Here is a 21,060-nt window from a genome sequence, read left to right on the forward strand (position 1 = left end):
GCGCATTAACTTGCGCACGCTTCTTTTACAAGAATAGAGATAAAACAAAGGTCAGCACACATACGAATCCGGCCAGCAGCAAGCTGTACTTAATTGTCTGATTAAACAAAGTTGATTCATTCCCTGTCTCTTTTACAGCTGCTGTTGCGATCGCGATGGACTGCGGTGAGATGAGTTTGGCCATGACACCGCCAGCTGTATTGGCGGATAGGAGCAGTGCTGAGCTTGTACCGATTTGGCTGCCGGTGACGACTTGCAGTGTACCGAACAGTGCGTTATTGCTAACCACAGAGCCAGTGATGAAAACGCCGATCCAGCCGAGTATCGGACTGAATAATGGAAACAGGCTGCCTGTTTTGGCTAAGGCCAAACCTATGGAAGCACTTAGTCCAGCATAGTTTGATAGATTTGCAAACGCCATGATAAAACAGATTGTAAGAACCGGAATCCAAAGCTCTTTGGCTGCTTCCTGTAGTCCGCTTGCTGCACATTTCCAGTTGATATTTCTACTGAACAGACTAGTCAAAATGACAGCCACGAGAATAGCAGTACCTGTTGCAGAAACGAAATCGAACTTCAAGATGGCATCCATCGGTGTATCCGTAACAGCGATTGGAGCAATCTTGACCACTTCCTGATGCAAATATGGCATTTTCAAGTAGGCTATCCAGCCTGCCAACGGACCTTCTGGTGCAAATAAATTCTTGAAGAATGGTGCACTCCAAAAGGCGATGACGATAGTCAGGATATAAAACGGTGACCAAGCTTTGACCACTTGTCCCATTGTATACTTCTCGGGCTTTTCTTGAACCTCGGCACCTTTCTCCCGATAAATATGCTTTGGCTGCCATTTACGAAGGAAGAGGGACAGGACACCCATACTGATAAGTGCAGCACCGATATTAGCAAGTTCTGGTCCTATGAAAATCATTGTTGCTGTTTGGATGATTGTATATGTTCCGCTCAGTACAAGCAAAGCGGGAAGCGTTTCTTTAATTCCTTTGAATCCGTTCAGGATAAAAACGAGCAGAAACGGAATCAGAAAACTGATCGGAGGCAGGATCAAGGCAAGTGTCCGGGAAAGCTCCAGACTGCTGATGCCGCCAAGCTGAGCCCCCGTAATGACAGGAATCCCGATGGCCCCGAATGCTCCGGATGCTGCATTGGCAATCAAGCAAAGACCAGCAGCTTTAAGCGGTTTAAAACCGAGCTGTGTAAGAAGGGCGGCGCTAATGGCAATCGGTACGCCGAAGCCGGCTGCTCCTTCTAGAAATGCATTGAAACTAAAACCAATTAATAAGAGCTGTAAACGATGGTCTTGCGAAATACTTGCGATGCTGCCGCGGATCACATCGAATTTTCCGGATTTGACAGCCAGCTTATACAGCCACACTGCCATGATGACGATATAGCCGATCGGCCATAAACCGTTTCCGATACCAAGAACAATAGCAGATAATGCTTTGAGTGCTGGCATCTGGAAGACCAATACCGCTACGGCGAAGCTGATAACCAGCGTCAGTCCCGCGGCAAGTATTCCTTTCATTTTGAATGCTGTCAAACCAATCAAGAAAAACAGAATCGGTAAAAAGGCGATTAATGCACTAACATACTCATTGCCAAACGGATCATACGCTTGCATCCACATGTTATGCTCATCTCTTTTCTGCTGGGGTTTGGGTTAGTTCACAGTCTGGAAGGCAGTTTCCACGATATTTCGAAGGACACCGGCGCTATGTTTGAACTGATCTTTTTCCTTCTCGTTCAATGGCAGCTCCAGAACCTGCTGTGCACCTTTACGGCCGACAATGGTCGGAACGCCAATATACACATCTTTCTCCCCATATTCACCATCGAGATATGCTGTAACTGGCAGAATTGCTTTTTCATCACCAAGGATTGCTTGTGTTACGCGTACTAGACTCATCGCAATACCATAGTAAGTTGCGCCTTTTTTTTCGATAACGTGATAAGCAGCGTCTCGTACATTCACATAAATCTCATCTAAATCTTCCACTTTATATTTGCTGTCAGTCTGCATCATTGTTGCAAGCGGAACACCGCCAATTGTCGCTTGGCTCCAGACTGGAAGCTCGGTATCGCCATGCTCTCCGATCATATGAGCTTGCACATCATGCGGCGCAACTCCGAAGTAATCGCCAAGCATATAGCGCAGACGGCTGGAATCCAATGTTGTACCGCTGCCGATAACACGTTCTTTAGGCAGACCGCTGAATTTCCAAACTGCATGTGTCAGTACGTCGACTGGATTTGTGGCAATCAGGAAGATGCCATCAAAGCCGCTTGCCATGACTTCATCCACAATACCTTTGAAGATTTTAACGTTTTTGCTCACAAGATCGAGTCTTGTTTCTCCGGGTTTTTGATTAGCGCCGGCAGTAATGCAGACAATATCTGCATCCTGGCAGTCGGCATAAGTGCCATAGCCGATTTTCGTCGGGCGAGGGGCGAATGCTTGACCGTGATTCAGATCCATTGCATCGCCCATCGCTTTATTCTCATTTAAATCAATAATCACTAGTTCATCCACGATATTCTGATTCAGCAATGCGAATGCATAACTGCTCCCAACGAATCCCGCACCAACTAAAGCTACTTTATTGATTCTTTCCATGTAGATCATCACCTTTTTTAAGATTTATATTATGTGAATAACTTCACATTCTTTATATCTATATTGTGCAATACTTCACAAACTTTATCAAGCCCTTTGTTTTGAATAAATTGTGAACGATTGGAATACTCTTCGTTGAGGGGGTTTTTTGCATGTTTACGATGCTGTTTGCTTTCGGTATTTTCATCTTGATCGTCTTCCTTGCAGCAGTACGTACGGTCATAGAAAGACGAAAAGGAGAATAACAGCTCTAGTATCTGCATGAGAAGAACGGCTTATCCGTTTTGGATAACAAAATGACAGGGGTGGGTGTGGTTTGGCTATCAGAACTGGAGATGCCTATCTAACCAGTATTGATGCGTTAGGCAACAAAGTATTGAATGGTAAATCAATTGTGAAGAAACCTCTTTCCAAGCATGGTGCATTTCGCGGAGTAATGCGTACACAAGCAGGATTGTACGATTTGCAGCATGATCCTGCTTACGCAGATGTTTTGACATATATGGACAGTGATACAGGAGAGCGTTATGGTCTTTCCTTTCTCAAACCTGAAACGAAGGACGATTTGAATAAGCGAAGTGCTATGATCAGATGCTGGGCGGAACAGACAAATGGTATGGTTGGCCGCAGCCCGGATTATATGAATACCGTACTGATGGCACTAGCATCTTCCGCTTCGTTATTGGAAGGAAAGGATAACTGCTTCCCTAATCACTTGCGAAGTTATTATGAATATGTCAGACAGCATGATTTGACGATGACGCATACTTTCATTGATCCTCAGGTGAACAGAGCCGATTTCTATTTTGAGCAGAGTGATGAGCCGATTGCTGCTAAAATCGTGGACCGTAATACTGAGGGGATAATTATTCAAGGAGCAAAGCTGTTGGCAACGCAAGGCGGTATTACGGATGAACTAGTAGTGTTGTCATCAGGCGGCTTTGAGCAGGATAGAGGGTTTGGATTCGCCATTCCGAGTAATGCAGACGGCCTGACGTTCGTGGCAAGAGAGTCATTTGCCGGAGGGAAGAGTACAGCCGATTATCCGCTGAGTGCCAGGTACGAAGAGATAGATACAATTGTATTGTTTGATAAAGTACTCATTCCATGGGAGCGCATTTTCTATTATGATAATGTCGCAGTAGCAAGCAGCTTTAAAAACCAAAGCAATTTCGCAGCCTTCACCTTGCATCAAGTGTTGATCCGCCGGATTGTTAAGCTGGAATTTGCCATTGGACTTGTCCAATCGATAATAGAAGAAATCAATATCTCAGAGTACCAGCATGTTCAGGAAAAAGCAGCTAATCTAGTCATTTTAGCAGAGGTACTTCAATCACTTCTGCAGCAAGCAGAAGCAGGTGCAGCACCTGATCAATGGGGGACGTTCTGTCCTGATTTAAAGCCGCTGCAGGTGGCATCCAATCTATTTGCACGTAAATATCCTGAAATTGCACCTACTATTCACCAGCTTGGAGCGAGCGGCATGATGAGTATCCCGCCGTTGCACGCGTTTAAATCAGAAAAAGGAACAGAATTGAATCATTATCTTCAGAGTAAGACGAAGCTAGGGAAGGATCGTGTGAAGCTGTTCCGGCTTGCTTGGGACTTTGTTATGTCTTCTTTTGGAACAAGGGAGACTTTATATGAATATTTCTTTTTTGGAGATCCGGTTCGGCTGATAGGTCAATTCTACGGCTCAGTTGATTTTAAGCCATATACGAAAAAGATAGACGATTTGCTGTCATGAAGAGGGCCTTATCCTATGGATGAGGCCTTTTTGATTTACAGTATACTTCGGTAAATTGCCATCAGCAGCACACCGCTGACTACTGTTATGGAAAGACTTCGCGATTTGTATGCAATAATGGCTGTCGGCAGCAGAATAAGCAATACTGGCCAATCAATAGTGAGTCCGTTTTCGGCTTGAATGAGCAGATTCTCAATAACCAATGCTGTCAAAATACAGACAGGAACGAAAGACAGCCATTTCATAACTGTATCAGGCAACTGCAAATTTCGCACAAGGATAAACGGCAGTATTCTCGGGATGACAGTAACTAGGGCAGAAAGTGCAATGACTGCCAGCACAGTGCTGTTCACAATCATTTATCCAGCACCACCCCAAGTGATGCGACAATAACGGTAGCAAGGATAACAGCGACATGAGTTGAAAACAGAAGCGATAATCCAAGCATGGCAGCAACCATGCAGATGATCAAGGTAGCATACAGCTTCCATTTAGTTGAGGATACATGCTCGAGCTGTAAGAAGAGTAAACCTAAGAACATAGCAGGCAAAGCAAAATCCAATCCCCATGCTGCCGGATCTGAAATCCACTGGCCGCTAACAGTACCGAATATACAGGATATGTTCCAGAACAGGTAGGCTGTCAGGTTTAGGCCATGCATCCAATTGGCAGAGAGACTGCCGGTATGCTTTAGCTTTGTAGCGGCAACGCCGAAGGATTCGTCTGTCATTAAAACGCCGACTCCTATGTTATGCAGTAACGATTCTTTGGTAAAATGAGGGGCAAGGGTGGCACTTAACAGGAAATTACGCAAATTGATAATGAAAACGGAAAAGACAATGGCAGACAAAGGACTGCCGGCAAGCAGCAAAGCACATATTGCAAATTGAGCAGCACCAGCATAAACGCTAGCAGAAAGCAGCGTGATTTCCAGCATACTTAGATGAGAAGCCGTACCGACAATACCGAACGCGATACCAACGCTGATATAACCGAAGAGTGTGGGCAAACATTCTCTAAATCCTTGGACAAAAGACAGTGAATCATTCCTGCCGACTGAATCAGTAAGCATGATACCCCTCCTTTTCGTTATATTATACATGTGTTCGTTATATTGAACAATAACTTTTGCTGAAGAAAGGAGGATCATAGTGGAGCATTTGAATAAAATGATTGCGAGAAATCTTGCTGGCTTGCGGAAAAGCCGCGGGCTTAGTCTTGATCGTACAGCTGAGCTGACAGGTGTGAGCAAAGCGATGCTTGCGCAAATCGAAAAGGGGAAATCCAATCCGACGGTATCCACGTTGTGGAAAATAGCTAATGGCTTGCAGGTTTCATTTTCGTATTTTATGAAAGACGATAAGGTCTCTTTTATTAAGATTAATAAAGAGGATATTTCCGCTGTAGAGGATGAGGAAGGCGGCTATCGAGTATTTCCTTATTTTAAATTCCAGCCTGACAAGAAATTCGAGATTTACACGGTGGAATTGGAGCCGGGATGCGTACACGGAGCGAAAACACATATTGGAGAGGAGTATTTGCTAATACGGGAAGGAGAACTGACAGTCTTTCTGGATGGGGAAGAACATCAGTTAAAAACTGGTGATGCACTGCAGTTCTCCGGCAATACGATGCATAGTTATGAAAACAAAACAGCCAGTACAGCCAGCTTTTTCTTACTGATGTATTATCCTGAACCAGAAGTGTAAGGAGGAATCTGTATGATCTTGGTAAGTGCTTGTTTGGCAGGAAAACCAGTACGTTATAATGGAACCCCAGCCACCGATACGATTGTGGAGCAGCTGATTGCTCAGAAAAAAGCGATCAGCGTGTGCCCGGAATTATTAGGTGGATTCGTAACCCCAAGGGAACCAGCTGAGATCGTCGGGGGGAATGGGTATGACGTGTTGGATGGCAAAGCAAGGGTCATCGAGTACTCCGGAACAGATGTTACCAATATGTACATAGAAGGTGCAGCACGTGCCCTAGCAATCGCTAATGAGCAGGATGTGGATTTGGTTGTATTAAAGGAAAACAGTCCATCTTGCGGAAGCAATATGATTTATGACGGTAATTTCCAAGGCGTGAAGCAGTCTGGAGCCGGTGTCACGACAGCTATGTTCAGACGAGCTGGAATTCGTGTAATTTCAGAATTGGAGCTGGAGAAGGAATTAGCAGGAGTGTAAGCAGCATGCATACGATGAAGAGAATTGCATTAGTCGGTTCCAGTGGATCTGGCAAGTCCACTTTGGCTATGGATATGGGAAGGATACTGGATATAGAAGTGTGGCATTTGGACGCTATTCTTTGGAAACCGAATTGGATACTTACACCGCGAGAAGAACAAAAGCAGATTCAATCACAATTAGTAAACCGGGAAAGCTGGATTATCGATGGCAACTACCAGAGCACGCTAGACATCCGGCTGGAAGCAGCCGATACCATCATTTTTCTGGATATGCCACGGACTCTTTGTCTGTACCGGGTCTTGAAAAGGCGCCTCATGTATCATAATCGATCACGTCCTGATATGCAGGCAGATTGTAAGGAGAAAATTGATTTTCAGTTCCTTAAATGGATTTGGGAGTTCCCCAGTAAAAAACGTCCCCAGATGCAGCAAAAGCTTATGGACCTGAAAATGGACAAGCAAATCATTACATTGAAAAGTCCTCAAGAAGTAAAGAGGTTTTTAGCTAATATGCAATGACCAGGTGTAAAGTGACCTTTACATTTGGTCTTTTTTGGTATATGTTGATTTGTAAAGGTACCTTTACATGTGGATAGGATAGGTTGCAGATGAAAGTTAATAACAAAGTAAGGGAAATGCGGCAAGCTCGTCATATTACCCAAGTAAAGATGGCAGAGGATCTAGGTATCACACGACAGACAATCAATGCTATCGAGAAAGGAAAATACAATCCAAGTTTAGAGTTGGTTTTTCGGCTGCTTGCGTATTTTGACGTTCCGTTTGAACAGCTTTTTAATGTGGAGGAGGAGTAAGCATATGCGAAAGATGAAGAAGCGTTATGAATTACTGATATATGTAAGTATTACGTGCTGCTGTTTCCTAGGCTGCTGGCTCGGATTGAATCTTATTGGCGAAGACTTCCCGTCGGGCAAAGGATTGCTCCTGTTCATCCTGGTCGGCATGGCTGGCGGCATCTGCTTGCCTATGCTGATCAGCTGGTTGAAGGACAGAAGACGACAGCCGGAAATGGATGAGCGCACAGTCAGGATGCTGAAAGATTATGTAGCAGCAGCTTCTATAGGAGTATGGCTGCTTTCAGGTATACTCCTGCTCATTCTTTTTGGAATAGGCTACGAAACGATTGAGCTCGGTATTGTTGCATTATATGGCGTGGGCATTGTATTTTTGATGACAGCTGGATTATTTCTCGTAAAACGATTGTAAGTAAAGCGGCAAGAGAAGGAGTGTTTACGATGGATTACAAAACGAATGTCATGCGTATGCTGGATCAAAAGAGGATCCCATACAAATCCTATAGCTACGCTGATACAGATGCAATAAGCGGAGCCGAGGTGGCAGAGGCATTAGGACAAAATCCAGCTCAGGTGTTTAAAACACTGGTCACTGTCAGCAAATCCAATCAGCATTTTGTATTTGTCATACCTGTGAAAAAAGAGTTGGACCTAAAGCGGGCTGCCGCGAGTGTTGGGGAGAAGTCGATCCGTATGCTGCCGGCGAAGGAATTGCTTCCGCTTACTGGATATGTTCACGGCGGCTGCTCACCAATTGGGATGAAAAAGGTTTTCCAGACTGTCGTGGACGTCGCTGCTTCAACTTTCGAAAGCATTATTTTCAGTGCTGGCAAAATCGGTTATCAGGTAGAACTTACCTTGGCCGATTTGAACAAAATTTTGCTTTATAAAGTAGCATCGTTAACTGAGTAGAATAAGGTTCCAGCCTCCTCTAGGAGAGGAGCCTTTTTATTTTCCCTGCTTGTCATTCGGTGTATAGTTACCTTTTGGATACTAAATAACCTTGATGTGCCTACTTCTAAGATCTTGACTGTCATACTATGATGGAAGAAGGAGAAACACCTCAATTTGAGAAGAAGGTATTGGCGGACTGGTGCCTACATAAATCCAGTTATTTAACGTACACTGATAAAAAAGGAGAAAAATGATGACAGAAATGAAACTAGGATCGAAAGCCATTCCGATCTTGAAAGATAAAATTGAACTTATTCCAACAGCAGAGGGAGCCATTTATCTTGTCGGCCCTATCAAGCTGCCTGTTAACCTTTACGGAGAAACAGTTACCTTCCAATGGTACTGCTGGCTGAATTGCGATGAAGTAGCCAAGGATTATGAAGAAATCATCGAAAAATTATCTGATATGAACCTGGCGGAAATGCAGCAGTCCAGTGTATTGGTTTATGGTGACTTTGCCGAAGGAGAAGATGCGCTGATCCGCATGCATTCCATCTGCCATACAGGCGATATTTTTGGCAGTAAACGCTGTGATTGCGGCTTTCAGCTGAAGCAGTCCATGCAGCGAATTGTCGAGCATGGCACAGGAGCGTTGTTCTACTTGGCTAACCATGAAGGACGAGGAATCGGCTTGTTCAGTAAAGCGATGGCCTACATCCTGCAGGAAAATGGGTATGACACAGTAGAAGCGAATGAAAGCCTTGGCTTCGTGGATGATTCCCGTGACTATACGGATGCGATCCAAGTACTGAAAGCATTGCGCACGAAACCTGTTACGCTGATGACGAATAACCCGCGTAAGCTCGCAGCAATGGAACAGGCAGGTATGCAGCTTTCCGGACGCTCAGCGTTATGGGGAGATGTGTCAGAGTTCAACGAGAATTACCTGAAGACGAAGATCGTTCGTTCCGGCCACCTTGGGGATGAGGAGATCTGCAGCAATGACTGATCATACATTTTATATGGATTTGGCCTTGCAGATCGCCAAGGCAATGAAAGGGCAAACTGATCCAAATCCATTGGTAGGATCGGTCATTGTGAACGACAATCATATTGTCGGAATAGGTACCCATTTGAAAGCCGGTGAACCGCATGCCGAGATTCATGCTATCCGGATGGCGGGAGAAAAAGCAAAGGGCGGGACGATTTATGTCACGCTCGAGCCTTGTTCCCATCATGGACGCACAGGACCATGCGCTGTAGCTATTAAAGAGGCCGGCTTGAAAAAAGTAGTCATTGCCACGCTTGATCCGAATCCAGTTGTATCAGGAAACGGAGTGAAAATTCTCGAAGAAGCTGGTATTCAAGTGGTCATCGGTGTCCGGGAAGAAGAGGCCCGCAAGATGAATGAGGTATTCAATAAGTTCATCGTCGAGAAAAAACCGTTTATTACGTTAAAAGCAGGTACCACCTTAGACGGCAAAATTGCCACCCACTCACTTGATAGTAAGTGGATTACATCTGCAGCTTCCAGGCAGGACGTCCATCAGCTACGCAATGAGAACATGGCAATCCTCGTTGGTGTTAATACAGTCATAGAAGATGATCCCGAACTGACTGCCAGAATACCGAATGGTCGGAATCCAATTCGAATTATATTGGACTCCACTCTGCGCATACCGATGGATAGCAAAGTGCTCACTGATAAATTAGCAGACACTTGGATTTTCACAAGCCAGCAGGCAAATGAGGAGAAAGAAAAAGCTTTATTGTCACAAGGGATAAAAATATTTCGGACAAGCGGATCAAGTCGTGCAGACGTGAAGGAAGTAGTCAAGACACTTGGAGAGCAGCTTATTTCTTCCGTTTTGATCGAAGGAGGAGGCAGTATTCATGCGTCCTTTTTGGAGAACCATCTCATTGATAAAGCTGTGCTGTACTTTGCTCCAAAATTGGTTGGCGGGAAAGATGCGCCAACTTTCCTGGAAGGAACAGGTTTCGCTAAAATGGCTGATGCAGTGGAATTGACTGATACAGACATCATTAAAATCGGACAAGATTTCAAATTTATTGGCTATCCGCGCTACGATAAAGGGGATATGGAATAATGAAATTTGGCTTTGATATCGATGATACGCTCATCAATCTGCGGGAGCATGCCTTTCATATTTATAATAAAAAACTGAATCAGAACATTCCGCTTGATGTGTTTTATCAGCTTGAACGTGTCGAAATCCATGAACCATTCGGATTGACGGATGAACAGGGTTTGGAGATGTGGAATTCCACCTTGGAGGAAATCTACTATACTACTTGTCCGCCTTTCCCAGGTGCGGTCGAGCTATTGCAGGAACTGGATCGGGAGGGACATGAGATTTATTATATTACCTCAAGACCGAAGGAGCATGGAGAAAGGACAATGGAATGGATGCGTGCTCTTGGTTTTCCGATCAAGGATGAGCAATTCTGCTATGGCATGCAGGATGAGGAAAAAGTACACATCATTAAAGAACTTCAGCTGGATTATTATTTTGATGACAAGCCGCATGTGTTGAACACCCTGCTGGAAGATTCATCAACAAAAGTGTTTGTTAAAGATCAATCATATAATCAGCGTGTAAAGCTGCCGAGAATAGTCGATTTATCAGAAATCAGAAGCATGGTACAAAATAAATAGGAGGATTGGCGGTGATTTACCGTCAATCCTTTTTTTGTTTTTAGGAAATAGGCAGGAAATAAATATCGGATAGAGAAGTAAAATAAATAGCAAATTTCTAATATTAGGATAGTAATAAACAGAATCATATAAATAAGGGGGAGGAGTAACTATGAGCCTGGTTTTATCAGTCACAGATAAAGATTTTAGCGAGCTGCTGCAAGACTTCTATGATGTGATGAAACGGGAAGAACAAGAGGAAGCGGCAATGCTGGCAGATATAATTGATGCGATGAGGAAAGACATTGGATTAGAGGAAGTGTTAATTACTGCAGATCTGCTCACTATTCGCTACCAGGTGATGCTGGGACAATTGCTGACTGCAGGTTATCTGTTGGATCAGTTCGAAGCGGGCGGTCATTCCCTTTCTCAACAAAATGAATATTTCTACCAATATTTTAAAGGGCAGGTTCATTTTAAAAATAAAAGATGGAAAGACGCAATAAAGTATTATGAGCATGCAGAGCTTTATCTAACAGAGGATGAAGAAAAAGCGGATTTCTATTATAAACTGGCTCATGCTTATTACCGCACTGGTATACCGGCACTATCAGTACTGAATGCGAATAAAGCTATGCGTTATGCAACATCTTACAAGCAGCAGTATCACCTTACGAAATGCAAGCTGCTGCTCGGACTGAATCACCTGGAGATACGAAACTTCGAACAAGCCGAGACCTATTTATACGATGCACTCGACTGTTATCATAATGCAGATGAAACATCTCTTGATTTGGCATCAATGGTCCATCACAATCTTGGATTGCTTTATTTTGTGCAGCAAAAATTCGATAAAGCAGCCGACTGCTTTGATCAAGCTGTACATGCCACTCCTTGCTCTCATTACTTGAAGAGCCTCTACTATCTGACAGAATCCCTCTTCCGTGCTAATCACCACCAAGAAGCAATGAAATACTACCAGATTGGATTTACCAGGAGTAAGAAAGAGAAGGATAAGGACCACCAATGGGCGTTCGCCATGCTCCATAAGCAATTCGTCGACTGCGATAATTTTGAAGCAGTATGGACAGAAGGCATTGCCTATTATAAAGCAATTGAGGATAGAGACAGTGTCCATTATTATAGCTTGCGTATGGCCGATTACTATACGCTAAAAGGAGAAGAAGAGAAGGCAAATTACTATTACCGCCTTGCGGTGCTGTAAAAAACCAATTAATATGTCAGGACTTTCTACCTGTCACCTAAGAATCACGAAAAACCAGCATCTGTCTATATAGTGCCTATCTAGGAGATCTTTTTAAATTATTCTAAAATTATTACTATTTTATTAAATATTGCATATAAATATTCCATCTTATTTATTTCCTTTTATACTAAAGCTGTGGAAGTGCCGAACCACATCGGTTTACAATTCTGGCAGCGATAGGAGAGGGAAACATATGATCAACGACTTACGGCAGAGTAAGGGAGCAGCAATCGTTTTTCTAGTGATCAGGTTATATCTTGGGTACATGTTCCTGTCAGCCGGCTTAGGTAAGCTGATGAGCGGAAACTTTGATGCCAGTGGATTTGTCCAAGGTACATTAGCGCGCTCGGACGCTGGTTTCATTCAGAGCTGGTGGGGAAGTTTCCTGGAAGGAATAGTGCTTCCAAATGCAGAGGTTTTCAGCTTCCTTGTCATGTGGGGAGAGACTCTGGTCGGTTTGGCGCTGCTGCTTGGTGCCTTTACTGGATATGCAGCTCTTATGGGAATACTGATGAATATCTCATTCCTATTAAGCGGTGCGGTTCAGCAGAACTTGATATTGATCATCCTGGGCTTAGTACTGCTCATTAGCGGCACGAATGCTGGCCGGTACGGCGTCGATCGCTGGATCATGCCATCCTTGAAAAACAGAGGGGATAGCAGGCCAGCCAGAAACAGCAAGAGACAGCTTATATAAAAGCGAAGACACGTGCTTGCCGCGTGTTTTTTATCCAGGGAAAAAAATCCTGTTGAAATAAGTCGATGTGTGTAGTACAGTTAAAAAGGTTTTTTAATTGCATACAAATCCTCATCATTTGATGAGGTAGAGGTTGCGGCTGTTATGAGTACAGACTGGAAGATCAGGAGATATCGTTGATCAGGATGGAAAGGAACAGCTGCCGAAGCCGGATGGATTCTCCAATCCTACTGGCTGGGCCTGCACTCGAATAGGGGCAGGACTGTCACGTCAGTCGCAAAGCTGGCGTGTTGCGCTATCTTTGTGAGAATGATGCTGTTTATAAGTAAAGGCCGTTCCGATAGAGCAAACTATCCGGGATGGCCTTTTTTCGTATCTATAGCGCAACGGACGAAAGAAACAGAGAGGGGAAAGAAAGTGAGTAACAACACGAAAAAACCGGGTTTACGCAGAGAACTGAAAGCCCGTCATTTAGGAATGATCTCCCTTGGAGGTACAATCGGTACAGGATTATTCCTTGCCAGCGGAGGAGCTATTAGCAGTGCAGGACCAGGAGGAGCATTGCTTGCATATGCGCTGATTGGCTGTATGGTCTTCTTCTTGATGACAAGCTTGGCGGAAATGGCAGCGTTCATGCCTGTATCCGGAAGCTTCAGCACATATGGATCACGTTTTGTCGATGAATCATTCGGATTCGCTTTAGGATGGAACTATTGGTTCAACTGGGCCATCACAATTGCGGCTGAGCTCGTTGCCGTAACATTGATCATGGGATTCTGGTTCCCGGATACACCATCTTGGATCTGGAGTGCTATCAGTCTAATCATCATGTTCTTATTGAATTATATTTCTGTTAAAGGGTTCGGTGAATCCGAATATTGGTTCGCCTTGATCAAAGTCGTTACTGTCATCATTTTCATCATTGTTGGTTTATTGATGATCATTGGAATCCTTGGCGGCGACTCACCTGGATTCTCCAACTTCACTGTGGAAGACGCGCCATTCAATGGCGGATTCCTAGCATTGATCGGTGTCTTCATGGCAGCAGGCTTCTCTTTCCAGGGAACAGAGCTGCTCGGAGCAGCTGCTGGAGAAGCAGACAATCCTAGAAAATCGATTCCAAAAGCGATTCGCTCTGTTTTCTGGCGTATCCTGCTGTTCTACATTTTGGCGATTTTCATTATCGGGATGCTCATTCCGTACACAACAGAAAGCCTTGCAAGTGACGATGTCCGTTTGAGCCCATTCACGCTTGTGTTCGAAAAAGCGGGTATTGCGTTTGCTGCATCTGTCATGAACGCGGTAATCCTTACCGCTGTCCTGTCTGCCGGTAACTCCGGTATGTATGCAAGTACACGGATGCTTTGGAACTTGGCGAAAGAAGGAAAAGCGCCAGCTTTCCTTGGTAAGCTAAACAAGAACGGCGTTCCTGTGAACGCATTGATTGCAACAGCAGCAGTTGGCTGTGTTGCTTTCCTGACATCCTTCTTCGGAAATGGTGTCGTGTACACATGGCTATTGAACGTGTCAGGTATGGCCGGCTTCATCGTCTGGGTAGGTATTGCTGTCAGTCATTATCGATTCCGTAAAGCATATATTGCTCAAGGAAATGAGATCAAGGATTTACCATACACAGCGAAATTCTATCCGGCAGCGCCGATTCTTGCCTTCGTGCTATGTATCATCGTTATTGTCGGACAGAGCTTGTCTGCTTTCACAGCAGATGGAATTGAATGGGGCACTTTGATTGCGTCTTATATTGGTATTCCAGTATTCCTGCTTTGCTGGATCATATTTAAAGTGAAAAAGAAAACAAAGGTGCATAAACTGGAGGAAGTCGATTTGACTACTCCGGCACATGAAACAGCACCAGAATAAGAAAAGCTGCCGGGAGACCGGCAGCTTTTTCTATGGAAAATGATAATTAACCTTAGGAATTGGGTATTTTATATGTATACAACAGTAGTTAAATTCATACTGCTCATGTTAATTATCTTCCAGATTTATACATAGTAGCAGTAAACGGAAATATGTGATATTTATATGTATTTTTTTATCTGATTTTATTACTTATTTCCTAATCTTCTTGTTTCTTTATTAGATTTACAAGTTATACTGAATTAGAGGTGAATATATGAAAATTGCAATTGTGACCGATAGTCTGACGAATTTGAGAGAAGAGGATTTACAGAGATATCCTTTTATATACTACGCGCATTTAAATGTTGTCGTAGATGATAAGTCCTATATTGATTTAAAAGAGATTACGAATGATCAGTTATTTCGTTTTATAGATGAGGGAGCTTCCTATTCTTCTTCCCTGCCTTCACCAGAAATATTTATGACGCTTTATGAAGAATTATTGGCTAGTTATGATGCTATTATCAGCCTGCATTGTACAGAAAATGTAAGCGGTACCGTCAATTCGGCTCGTATAGCAAGGGATTCAATCGAGGGTGCCGAAGATAAAATCACCGTCATTGATACGAATACAGCTTCTATTGGAGTAGAAAATATCGTCATTAAAGTATGTGAACTAATGGAGCAAGGTAAGTCAATCCATGAATTGTTAGATGCAATTGAATATTACCGAACGCATGGGGAGCTGTATCTTACGATTAATGACCTTACTACACTAGTACGTACTGGGCGTATTTCAAAGACTGCATCAAGGATCGGAAATTTATTGCATATCAAGCCGATTATCGGTTTTGAAAATGCGAAATTAGAGGTTATGGGCAAAGTCCGTACGAAGAAGCGTCTGCTGAAATGGATGCTGGAAAGATTACGACACGATATAGAACAATCAGGAAAACAAGTTGTTCGCATTACACATGTGAATTCCATTGATCTTGCTACTGAGCTAAAGCATGCATTGGAAATATGCGGAGATAAGGTTGAAGTTTTTATCAGCAATGAAATCAGTTCCGTTATGGCAATTCATTTTGGCAGAGGCGGGGTTGGGGCAAGCTGGATGCCCGCTAATTATTCTGTTTAGCAAATTGCTTGTGATATTAATCAGTCGTATATATAAACCCTCGAACAATTTAATTGTTCGAGGGTTTTGTTATGCTGAATGAAGTTTTAGTATTAAGGCTGCTTTTCTGCACTCTTAAAAATAAAGAAGCCTATCTTCGTGAAAAGATAAAGTGTAAAGATGATTATTAGAGTCCTGCCTATAACATCACCATCAGTCATGTCAAAGCTATTTTGAAATAATAAACGACTATTAAAACAAAGATAAATTGCGATTAAAAGAGGAATAGCAATAAACAAAACAGCAATGACACGTCTGGCTTCCCAACTCATTATAATCAGTCCTCCCATATATGATCCTTTTCAATATCATAAAAAATCAGGTAAGTGATTCTTATACATAATCAGAGCATCTTTACTGGTTTTTAGAGTGTGTATTGTCTTAGTATTGGGTGTTGCGTAGATAATAGGATAATCTATTTCACCATATTCTTCATTAATTCGGAATGCTAATTGCTCTGCGCCCAGAGAAAATTCAGATTGTATACCGGGTTTGTTTCCGCGTGCATCCAAACGCAACCATCTATTTAAGTCTTTGATATACACTCCATTAAGTGCATGTATGCAATATCCTTTATCAGGTGTATCAAATAGCATCAATCTTTGGTAGCAAAATCCAGTGGGAACTCCTACTGATCTTAACATGGCAGCAAGCAAATTAGATTTTGCATAACAGATACCTTCTTTGTATGTAAGTACTTCTGATGCTCTGCAAGTCACCCGCTTGCTTTGAATATCCCATGAGTGCGCTATACTATCACGAACATAATGGAATACTGCTCTGACTTTTTCTATTTCGGACATTTGAGATGAAATCAGCTCACTAATCTTCTCTTTGATCAGAGGATGTGAGAAGTCTATTACATCTGATTCATTCAAGTAATCATTGTAAGAATGTTTCTCTGGTATAAGATTCAAGTATCTCCCTCCTGCCAATACATATGTATAAATATACCAATAAAATCAATTAGGTGGTTCATTAATTTTAATTGTGCTAAATCATTCTTATGCACATATTATGGTTCTCTAAAGCAATTTACATTTGTTAATCCGAGTAACCCGATAAGTTATATTGACAATCTAATCGTTGTCTGGTAAACTTTCTGAAAACTGTATATGTTTCTTATCTAGAGAGGTGGAGGGATATGGCCCTGTGAAACCTCAGCAGCAGGTCTGACAACAGATACTGTGCTAATTCCATCGGTTCATAGCCGGCAGATAAGATGAATAGAGGAAGCCTCTCGACGCATCTTGCACGAGAGGCTTTTGTATTTGTCCCTGCCTACAGAAAGGGGAAGGCAACATGTTTGAATTGATTCGGGAACTGTCCAAGTACAAAGGGTACAATCAGTCATTTGTTTCACAGATCGTCGATAAGATTACACCGTTCGCAGACGAGATGCACTTTGACAGTCGGGGGAACCTTATTGTCCGTAAATATGGAGAAAAGTATTCGCCGAAGATAACCTTGCTCGCTGAGGTAAAGGAAGAGATTTACGTGGTGACGTCGATAACGGAATCAGGTGCGCTTGTAGCGGATGCAAACTACTTCTCGCTCACCTATGCTCAGGGGCAGACTGTACAAGTGGAGACAAAGTATGGATTAGTGCAGGGCGTGATCATGGCAGGTGAAGCAGAGCAGCATGCAGCTGTGATCGACATCGGTGCGAACTCAGAAAATGATGCGCGTGAGATGGGCGTTGAGCCTGGTGATCATGTAACGCTTTTTGATGATTTTCTATATCTTGGGGACGAGGTAAGCGGAAGAGTCGTCGGGAAAGGGCTGGATAATAAAGTGGCGCCGGCAATTGCAATCAATCTTCTGCAGCAATGGAATACAGCTGAAGGGGAAATCACCATCATCTTCTTTCCGTTTCATAACAAAAAGCAACTTACCTATCAGCTCGAAGGAGAAGCAGCCTTTTTTATCGGATCCGTCCCTCGCCAAAGAATTGCCCATAAAAGCCGAGGAGCCATCGAATTAGGAAGCGGCGTTGCGATCAAAGTGGCAGACAAAACAATTCCAATCAATCAGACTTTGAAAAATCAGCTCGTCGATTTGGCCATTGCTCATGACATTCCATTTCAGTTGGAATTCCTATTCAGACATCGTTACAAAAAGCTATCCACTAAAATTCCGGTAGGCGTTTTGAATATCCCGATCGAGCATCTTGACCAGACAACTCAGGTCGTATCGGTAAAGGATCTTGAGGATACGAATCAGCTGATTCAAACCTATCTATGGAGAAGTAAAGAACTGCAATTTTAATAAATAAAAAACCTCGTACAGCGCCCTGGCAGTACGAGGTTTATTTTATTTCACTAATTCGAGAGACTTCTCGATTTTTTCTTTATCATGTTTCAATTGTTTGTCCACATCATGCGCATAGTACATGTCATTTTTGATCATGTAATCTGCGATTTTAGCGTGATTATCAATTGCTTGATCCAATTGTTTCTTCAAAACCTTTCGTACATCGGGAGATGCAGTTTCTGTCAGTGCAACCGCATAGGTTCTGACAGTGGCTTTAGCTGAAACCAGTAGTTCCGTCGCAATTAACTCATCACGCATTTTTCCTGCTGTCTTCAATTTTTCCGTGATACTCATTCCAATCACCTTCCTTTATTAAGATAGGACTTCCTGCAATTCCTTGATTGCTTTCTCTGAACTAGTTACATCATTATCCAGAATCATTCTCAAAGTGTCATCTTCGGCCAGGGATTGTAATGCATAGGATTTCACCAGGCAGCTCTGTTTCAGAGTAAGTACTTCGTGTACTTCCAACGTTTCATGAAGTGCTAATTTATTCTTTGCCATGTTAATCCTCCTCACGTGTTCTCTTACACGGTATAGATAGCCGGATTGAGCAGACAATAAACATCTTTTGATTGGAAAATGACACCATTTTACTAGGAAGTGGTGTATACTACAGTTAATTTTCAAGTAGGAGGCGGTTCAGTATGAAACATACTAAGACAGCATACAAGTCGCAAAGCAGGAGAGTCATAGCAATCAGCTAAAGGGGAGCTTTTATTGAAGCAAGCATTATTGATTATCGATGCACAGCAAGCACTAATTGAAGGAGGAGCAGGAGAGAGACCTGTTTATCGCAAAGAGAACCTGATTGAAAAAATCAACCTAGTCATCGACAAAGCGCAAACGGCAGACGCAGCCATTCTTTTCGTCCGTGATACAGATGTCTCCGAAGGGAAGGGCGCTGGATTCCAGATTCATCCGGATATTCAAGCACCGCCGGAAGCGCCCATCTTTGACAAGCAGGCAACAAATGCATTTTACGGAACAGGATTACTGGAGTTTGTAAAAGGTGAAGGATTTACCCATGTTGTTATCATGGGCTGTGAAACCCAGCATTGTATCGACACGGCAGTTCGTACTGCAACTGTACAAGGCATGGATGTAACACTCGTAGCAGATGGTCACTCAACAGCCGGTTCTGATGTTCTGACAGCAGAGCAAATCATCCAGCATCACAATCAGATTCTGCACGGTCACTATAATGTAGATCATTTCTCTGTCGTCCGGCAGGCTGAGGAAGATCTGTTCGTGCCGACACATGATACGTATCGGTAAGGACATATACGAATAAAAGAACGAGGCTATGCCTCGTTTCTTTTATTATAACTATAGGTTTGTCGGAAGAATGAGTTCTGCCCATAGCTACATTAGATTAACTCCAAGTCAGAGAATGATATGGCAAGTGAAAGGAAAAGAAAACCATTTAAAACAGCATTTTGTCTACGTTCACAAAACTGTAAAAGGAATATTGCGAATTTGTGAAAACGTTCACAAAAGTGAGCGCAATCTGATCTTTTCGCTTATACTACAAGTGTAGAAGGAAAAGCGCTAATCCATCTCAACATTATATGTGAAATGTTTAACAAACTATTTTCATGGATGGAGTGTGTAAGAAAATGATCATACAGTGGATTCGAAATAGTAAAGCAGCAGCGGCACTTTGGGCAGTAATCCGGATTTATCTAGGCTATAGCTGGTTAACAGGCGGACTTGGCAAACTGACCGGCGGCGGTTTTGATGCAAGTGGCTTCCTGCAAGGCGCTGTCGCGCAAGCCGGCGGAGATCATCCAGCGGTACAAGGCTGGTGGGCGGTCTTCCTAGAACAAGTCGCATTGCCTAACGCAGGGTTGTTCAGCTTCCTCGTCATGTGGGGAGAAATACTTGTCGGAATCGCACTTATTCTCGGCGTCTTTACCAACTTTGCAGCTCTAATGGGAATAACAATGAACTTCGCCTTCCTGTTCAGCGGAACCGTCAGCACAAACGCACAAATGGTCTTGCTTACTGTCTTCCTGCTAGTCGCAGGAGCTAATGCTGGACGGTACGGGCTCGATCGCTGGGTAATAGCATACCTAAGAAATCACTACCCAAAACATGCACCGAAAACGCCGACGAAGCCGATTGCTTCTTAAATATATAGAACCTACTGCAATAGGCAGTAGGTTTTTTCTATGGCATCTAAGCTGTCAGAGAATCCGGTACACCATTCATTGGAGTACGTATTAAGACATGAACAGTCTTGCATGGAAGTGATGGCTGTTAAGCTGTTCGGGATCTAAATAAACAATCTTGAAACTGCTTGAGATATAACTGTTATTCGTCATACGAAGATAGAGCTTGATTAATAGCTGTGTACGCTTGTCCGAACGATGCCGATGAAGAGATGTCACCCGCGTACTCCAACTGGTTTTTGGCATTTTGTGCGTGTGTTAAAGAACGAATCGCGTCTTGCAGCATAGTCCCTTTATCACCATATTGTTCTATAGCTGTTTCCAGCAATGTAATACTGCTAGTTAAATCATTTGAATCAGGATAGTCAAACGTTCTTTCTAAGTTGTCTTTTACTTGCTGCAGTATTTCTTTCATTCTGGACACTCCTTTATGATTAATCGAGGTTATTCTGCGCATAAATGCAAGGGTTATCCGAAGATAAAGAAATCCTGATCATTATCTGTTAGAGACATAAACGACTAATCTTGCCGTTGTGATGTATTGCCAAGACTTCCATTCTTGTATATTCTGGAAGTGGAGGTGATACCTGATGGCAAATGAGAGGAATGCTCATGCGTCAGAATTTGTAACAGCTCATGC

Annotated in this window: 25 protein-coding genes and 2 riboswitches; of the genes, 17 read left to right on the forward strand and 8 right to left on the reverse strand. The window is 43.1% G+C overall.

Annotation, left to right across the window (positions count from 1 at the left end):
* Positions 1-25: 25 nt before the first annotated feature.
* The gene (locus tag ABXS78_RS02645) at positions 26-1,648 is read right to left on the reverse strand and encodes an L-lactate permease (protein ID WP_366248795.1); all 1,623 of its coding nucleotides are present in this window, start codon (positions 1,646-1,648) and stop codon (positions 26-28) included.
* Between the two features lie 33 nt (positions 1,649-1,681).
* A complete protein-coding gene (locus tag ABXS78_RS02650) occupies positions 1,682-2,641 on the reverse strand; it encodes an L-lactate dehydrogenase (RefSeq protein WP_366249857.1) in 960 nt (319 codons plus the stop codon).
* A gap of 310 nt (positions 2,642-2,951) precedes the next feature.
* Between ABXS78_RS02650 and hpaB the strand changes: the two genes are divergently transcribed.
* The gene (hpaB, locus tag ABXS78_RS02655) at positions 2,952-4,382 is read left to right on the forward strand and encodes a 4-hydroxyphenylacetate 3-monooxygenase, oxygenase component (protein ID WP_366248796.1); all 1,431 of its coding nucleotides are present in this window, start codon (positions 2,952-2,954) and stop codon (positions 4,380-4,382) included.
* 35 nt (positions 4,383-4,417) lie between these two features.
* On the opposite strand, the gene ABXS78_RS02660 is transcribed toward hpaB, so the two are convergent.
* Positions 4,418-4,741: an AzlD domain-containing protein gene (locus tag ABXS78_RS02660; protein ID WP_366248798.1), complete on the reverse strand. Its 324-nt coding sequence runs from the start codon at positions 4,739-4,741 to the stop codon at positions 4,418-4,420.
* On the reverse strand, positions 4,738-5,454 hold the full coding sequence (locus ABXS78_RS02665) for an AzlC family ABC transporter permease (RefSeq protein ID WP_366248799.1): 717 nt from the start codon (positions 5,452-5,454) through the stop codon (positions 4,738-4,740). Before ABXS78_RS02665 ends, ABXS78_RS02660 begins: the two co-directional genes overlap by 4 nt.
* Positions 5,455-5,533: 79 nt before the next feature.
* Between ABXS78_RS02665 and ABXS78_RS02670 the strand changes: the two genes are divergently transcribed.
* From ABXS78_RS02670 to ABXS78_RS02730, 13 genes are all read left to right on the forward strand, one after another.
* The gene (locus ABXS78_RS02670) at positions 5,534-6,091 is read left to right on the forward strand and encodes a helix-turn-helix domain-containing protein (RefSeq protein ID WP_366248800.1); all 558 of its coding nucleotides are present in this window, start codon (positions 5,534-5,536) and stop codon (positions 6,089-6,091) included.
* A 12-nt stretch (positions 6,092-6,103) separates the two neighbouring features.
* The gene (locus ABXS78_RS02675; protein WP_366248801.1) at positions 6,104-6,568 is read left to right on the forward strand and encodes a DUF523 domain-containing protein; all 465 of its coding nucleotides are present in this window, start codon (positions 6,104-6,106) and stop codon (positions 6,566-6,568) included.
* 14 nt (positions 6,569-6,582) lie between these two features.
* On the forward strand, positions 6,583-7,089 hold the full coding sequence (locus tag ABXS78_RS02680) for a DNA topology modulation protein (protein ID WP_366249858.1): 507 nt from the start codon (positions 6,583-6,585) through the stop codon (positions 7,087-7,089).
* Between the two features lie 89 nt (positions 7,090-7,178).
* Entirely contained in the window at positions 7,179-7,382 is a 204-nt protein-coding gene (locus ABXS78_RS02685; RefSeq protein WP_366248802.1) for a helix-turn-helix transcriptional regulator, read from the forward strand.
* Between the two features lie 4 nt (positions 7,383-7,386).
* Complete coding sequence (locus ABXS78_RS02690; RefSeq protein ID WP_366248803.1) at positions 7,387-7,794, forward strand: hypothetical protein; 408 nt, start codon at positions 7,387-7,389, stop codon at positions 7,792-7,794.
* A 29-nt stretch (positions 7,795-7,823) separates the two neighbouring features.
* Entirely contained in the window at positions 7,824-8,294 is a 471-nt protein-coding gene (ybaK, locus tag ABXS78_RS02695; RefSeq protein WP_366248804.1) for a Cys-tRNA(Pro) deacylase, read from the forward strand.
* A 235-nt stretch (positions 8,295-8,529) separates the two neighbouring features.
* Complete coding sequence (locus ABXS78_RS02700) at positions 8,530-9,285, forward strand: GTP cyclohydrolase II (protein ID WP_366249859.1); 756 nt, start codon at positions 8,530-8,532, stop codon at positions 9,283-9,285.
* Positions 9,278-10,384 (forward strand): bifunctional diaminohydroxyphosphoribosylaminopyrimidine deaminase/5-amino-6-(5-phosphoribosylamino)uracil reductase RibD, encoded by a 1,107-nt coding sequence (gene ribD / locus ABXS78_RS02705; protein WP_366248805.1) that lies wholly within the window; start codon positions 9,278-9,280, stop codon positions 10,382-10,384. Before ABXS78_RS02700 ends, ribD begins: the two co-directional genes overlap by 8 nt.
* On the forward strand, positions 10,384-10,953 hold the full coding sequence (locus tag ABXS78_RS02710; protein ID WP_366248806.1) for an HAD family acid phosphatase: 570 nt from the start codon (positions 10,384-10,386) through the stop codon (positions 10,951-10,953). The genes ribD and ABXS78_RS02710 overlap by 1 nt, the downstream gene beginning before the upstream one ends.
* 151 nt (positions 10,954-11,104) lie before the next feature.
* On the forward strand, positions 11,105-12,157 hold the full coding sequence (locus tag ABXS78_RS02715) for a tetratricopeptide repeat protein (RefSeq protein WP_366248807.1): 1,053 nt from the start codon (positions 11,105-11,107) through the stop codon (positions 12,155-12,157).
* Between the two features lie 235 nt (positions 12,158-12,392).
* A complete protein-coding gene (locus tag ABXS78_RS02720; RefSeq protein WP_366248808.1) occupies positions 12,393-12,896 on the forward strand; it encodes a DoxX family protein in 504 nt (167 codons plus the stop codon).
* 119 nt (positions 12,897-13,015) lie between these two features.
* A riboswitch (Lysine riboswitch) is annotated at positions 13,016-13,202 on the forward strand.
* A 111-nt stretch (positions 13,203-13,313) separates the two neighbouring features.
* Positions 13,314-14,774, forward strand: a complete 1,461-nt coding sequence (locus tag ABXS78_RS02725) for an amino acid permease (RefSeq protein ID WP_366248809.1) — start codon at positions 13,314-13,316, stop codon at positions 14,772-14,774.
* 256 nt (positions 14,775-15,030) lie between these two features.
* Complete coding sequence (locus tag ABXS78_RS02730) at positions 15,031-15,894, forward strand: DegV family protein (protein ID WP_366248810.1); 864 nt, start codon at positions 15,031-15,033, stop codon at positions 15,892-15,894.
* A 347-nt stretch (positions 15,895-16,241) separates the two neighbouring features.
* On the opposite strand, the gene ABXS78_RS02735 is transcribed toward ABXS78_RS02730, so the two are convergent.
* Positions 16,242-16,850 carry a transglutaminase family protein gene (locus tag ABXS78_RS02735; RefSeq protein ID WP_366248811.1) on the reverse strand — a complete coding sequence of 203 codons (609 nt, stop codon included), beginning with the start codon at positions 16,848-16,850 and terminating at the stop codon, positions 16,242-16,244.
* Between the two features lie 202 nt (positions 16,851-17,052).
* Positions 17,053-17,157: riboswitch (SAM riboswitch) on the forward strand.
* A 78-nt stretch (positions 17,158-17,235) separates the two neighbouring features.
* On the opposite strand from ABXS78_RS02735, the gene ABXS78_RS02740 reads away from it, so the two are divergent.
* Positions 17,236-18,201 (forward strand): hypothetical protein, encoded by a 966-nt coding sequence (locus ABXS78_RS02740; protein WP_366248812.1) that lies wholly within the window; start codon positions 17,236-17,238, stop codon positions 18,199-18,201.
* Positions 18,202-18,246: 45 nt separating this feature from the next.
* On the opposite strand, the gene ABXS78_RS02745 is transcribed toward ABXS78_RS02740, so the two are convergent.
* Together ABXS78_RS02745 and ABXS78_RS02750 are read right to left on the reverse strand one after the other, a co-directional pair.
* On the reverse strand, positions 18,247-18,540 hold the full coding sequence (locus tag ABXS78_RS02745) for a spore coat protein (protein ID WP_095223289.1): 294 nt from the start codon (positions 18,538-18,540) through the stop codon (positions 18,247-18,249).
* Positions 18,541-18,558: 18 nt separating this feature from the next.
* A complete protein-coding gene (locus ABXS78_RS02750) occupies positions 18,559-18,750 on the reverse strand; it encodes a spore coat protein (RefSeq protein ID WP_095223290.1) in 192 nt (63 codons plus the stop codon).
* A gap of 216 nt (positions 18,751-18,966) precedes the next feature.
* Between ABXS78_RS02750 and ABXS78_RS02755 the strand changes: the two genes are divergently transcribed.
* The gene (locus tag ABXS78_RS02755) at positions 18,967-19,524 is read left to right on the forward strand and encodes a cysteine hydrolase family protein (RefSeq protein WP_366248813.1); all 558 of its coding nucleotides are present in this window, start codon (positions 18,967-18,969) and stop codon (positions 19,522-19,524) included.
* Positions 19,525-19,865: 341 nt separating this feature from the next.
* Positions 19,866-20,381 (forward strand): DoxX family protein, encoded by a 516-nt coding sequence (locus ABXS78_RS02760; RefSeq protein WP_366248814.1) that lies wholly within the window; start codon positions 19,866-19,868, stop codon positions 20,379-20,381.
* Between the two features lie 181 nt (positions 20,382-20,562).
* On the opposite strand, the gene ABXS78_RS02765 is transcribed toward ABXS78_RS02760, so the two are convergent.
* Complete coding sequence (locus ABXS78_RS02765; protein ID WP_366248815.1) at positions 20,563-20,835, reverse strand: hypothetical protein; 273 nt, start codon at positions 20,833-20,835, stop codon at positions 20,563-20,565.
* Positions 20,836-21,060: the final 225 nt, after the last annotated feature.

Origin of the sequence: Terribacillus aidingensis (assembly GCF_040703035.1) — a bacterium.
Taxonomy (GTDB): domain Bacteria; phylum Bacillota; class Bacilli; order Bacillales; family Amphibacillaceae; genus Terribacillus.

Coding starts and splice junctions, on each gene's coding strand:
- ABXS78_RS02645 (WP_366248795.1), bottom strand. CDS start 1,648: ATGTGGATGCAAGCGTATGATCCGTTTGGCAATGAGTATGTTAGTGCA.
- ABXS78_RS02660 (WP_366248798.1), bottom strand. CDS start 4,741: ATGATTGTGAACAGCACTGTGCTGGCAGTCATTGCACTTTCTGCCCTA.
- ABXS78_RS02665 (WP_366248799.1), bottom strand. CDS start 5,454: ATGCTTACTGATTCAGTCGGCAGGAATGATTCACTGTCTTTTGTCCAA.
- ABXS78_RS02675 (WP_366248801.1), top strand. CDS start 6,104: ATGATCTTGGTAAGTGCTTGTTTGGCAGGAAAACCAGTACGTTATAAT.
- ABXS78_RS02680 (WP_366249858.1), top strand. CDS start 6,583: ATGAAGAGAATTGCATTAGTCGGTTCCAGTGGATCTGGCAAGTCCACT.
- ABXS78_RS02685 (WP_366248802.1), top strand. CDS start 7,179: ATGAAAGTTAATAACAAAGTAAGGGAAATGCGGCAAGCTCGTCATATT.
- ABXS78_RS02690 (WP_366248803.1), top strand. CDS start 7,387: ATGCGAAAGATGAAGAAGCGTTATGAATTACTGATATATGTAAGTATT.
- ybaK (WP_366248804.1), top strand. CDS start 7,824: ATGGATTACAAAACGAATGTCATGCGTATGCTGGATCAAAAGAGGATC.
- ABXS78_RS02700 (WP_366249859.1), top strand. CDS start 8,530: ATGACAGAAATGAAACTAGGATCGAAAGCCATTCCGATCTTGAAAGAT.
- ribD (WP_366248805.1), top strand. CDS start 9,278: ATGACTGATCATACATTTTATATGGATTTGGCCTTGCAGATCGCCAAG.
- ABXS78_RS02710 (WP_366248806.1), top strand. CDS start 10,384: ATGAAATTTGGCTTTGATATCGATGATACGCTCATCAATCTGCGGGAG.
- ABXS78_RS02715 (WP_366248807.1), top strand. CDS start 11,105: ATGAGCCTGGTTTTATCAGTCACAGATAAAGATTTTAGCGAGCTGCTG.
- ABXS78_RS02720 (WP_366248808.1), top strand. CDS start 12,393: ATGATCAACGACTTACGGCAGAGTAAGGGAGCAGCAATCGTTTTTCTA.
- ABXS78_RS02730 (WP_366248810.1), top strand. CDS start 15,031: ATGAAAATTGCAATTGTGACCGATAGTCTGACGAATTTGAGAGAAGAG.
- ABXS78_RS02740 (WP_366248812.1), top strand. CDS start 17,236: ATGTTTGAATTGATTCGGGAACTGTCCAAGTACAAAGGGTACAATCAG.
- ABXS78_RS02745 (WP_095223289.1), bottom strand. CDS start 18,540: ATGAGTATCACGGAAAAATTGAAGACAGCAGGAAAAATGCGTGATGAG.
- ABXS78_RS02750 (WP_095223290.1), bottom strand. CDS start 18,750: ATGGCAAAGAATAAATTAGCACTTCATGAAACGTTGGAAGTACACGAA.
- ABXS78_RS02760 (WP_366248814.1), top strand. CDS start 19,866: ATGATCATACAGTGGATTCGAAATAGTAAAGCAGCAGCGGCACTTTGG.
- ABXS78_RS02765 (WP_366248815.1), bottom strand. CDS start 20,835: ATGAAAGAAATACTGCAGCAAGTAAAAGACAACTTAGAAAGAACGTTT.